The organism is Pseudomonas sp. SDO5532_S415 (assembly GCF_054071155.1).
Genome location: NZ_JBSVWS010000352.1, coordinates 1 through 1,486, shown reverse-complemented (window position 1 = coordinate 1,486; position 1,486 = coordinate 1). Strand labels below are relative to the sequence as shown.

2 protein-coding genes are annotated in these 1,486 nt (G+C 57.7%); one reads left to right on the top strand and one right to left on the bottom strand.

Going from position 1 to position 1,486, the window contains the following annotated elements:
- Positions 1-52: 52 nt before the first annotated feature.
- Positions 53-664 (bottom strand): glutathione S-transferase, encoded by a 612-nt coding sequence (locus ACW9HW_RS30035; RefSeq protein WP_457402955.1) that lies wholly within the window; start codon positions 662-664, stop codon positions 53-55.
- A gap of 363 nt (positions 665-1,027) precedes the next feature.
- Here ACW9HW_RS30035 and ACW9HW_RS30030 point away from each other — a divergent pair, with 363 nt between their 5' ends.
- Positions 1,028-1,432, top strand: a complete 405-nt coding sequence (locus tag ACW9HW_RS30030) for a TraR/DksA family transcriptional regulator (protein WP_007935965.1) — start codon at positions 1,028-1,030, stop codon at positions 1,430-1,432.
- Positions 1,433-1,486 lie beyond the last annotated feature (54 nt).

The following is a 1,486-nucleotide window of genomic DNA, read 5'->3' as shown; positions in this document are numbered from 1 at the left end:
CTGTGGGAGCGAGCCTGCTCGCGAAGAGGCCAGTTCAGGCGGAGCACTATGCTCAGTCAATCGGCGTACTGACAAACACCTCAAGCCCCTCGGCATACCCGGTGAACGCAGCGATTCTCGGAAACCGTTCGGTCGACACCTGGTCCGGCACCACATAGTGGGTAAAGCTCCACGCCACCGCCAGGGTGATGCCCGCCTGATCAATCAAGCCATCGGTGTTCAACGGCTGTTTTTCCAGTTCCCGCTCAAGCGCGTCATACGCTGCCGCCAATTGCCCCTCGACCCGCTCAACCCATGGCGCATACTGAATTTCCGCCGGCCGCAAGTTGCGCTCGTAATAAAGCTGCACCGACTTTTCGCTGGCCGCCAACGCCAGACCAATCAGGCGCAACGAGCGTAGGCGTTGCTCGATACCCGCAGGCATCAAAGTGCGTTCCGGGCCAGCCAGTGCTTCCAGGTAATCGATGATCAGCGTGGAATCCATCAACACTTGACCGTCATCCAGCACCAGGGTGGGGGCCTTGACCACCGGGTTGATTTGCCGGAACTGTTCGAACGTCCTGAACACCGACACCGATTCGTGCTCCAGGGCAATGCCCAGGCGTTTGGCAGAAATGGCGACGCGTCGCACATAGGGCGAATCCAGCATGCCGATCAGCTTCATTTAACCGCTCCTTGGGTTTGCCATTTCGGGAGGTACAACCTTAGCCGAGCCTGCGCGACCTGCAAAAGGGGGCCTGCTGCTCAGCCGTTTGTCTTCTATATACCTCCGCTGGATTGAATTTCTTGCTATAAACGCACTCCGATATCCGCCTGGATGCCTGCCATAGCGCATTTTCGAGGCCTTGTCGGACAAATTCGCTGTCTTTTCAGTTGCTGAGGCCTCAAGTCGGCCTTAGACTGCCGCCCCTCGTAAATTGAGTGCCGGGTGGCGCTTGGAACAAACGGCGCCTTTCCGATGGCCTGCCCAGGTCCGCCGGAACGCTCCCTTATTCGCCTTAATGCACGTTTTTTTATAGAGATATCAATGACAAAGGACAAGTTGCTGGCCATGCCGGCGGATGACTACATGAATGCCGAGCAACATGCTTTTTTCTCCGAGCTGTTGCAGAACATGAAAGTCGAAACCCATGAGCGCATCGAACAGAACCGCATCGCCATCGAAAGCCTGGACACCCCGGCCGATCCGGCTGACGCGGCTTCCGTGGAAGAAGAGCGTACCTGGTTGGTAAACGCTATCGATCGCGACCAGCGCATGCTGCCTCAGTTGGAACAAGCCCTGGAACGTATCAAAGAAGACAGCTTCGGCTGGTGCGACGACAGCGGCGAGCCGATTGGCCTCAAGCGCCTGCTGATCAGCCCGACCACCAAGTACTGCATCGAAGCTCAAGAGCGTCACGAGCAGATCGACAAGCACCAGCGTCAGGCCTGATTCGTCAGCGCCCCCATCGCGGGCAAGCCAGCTCCCACAGGATTATCGTGAACC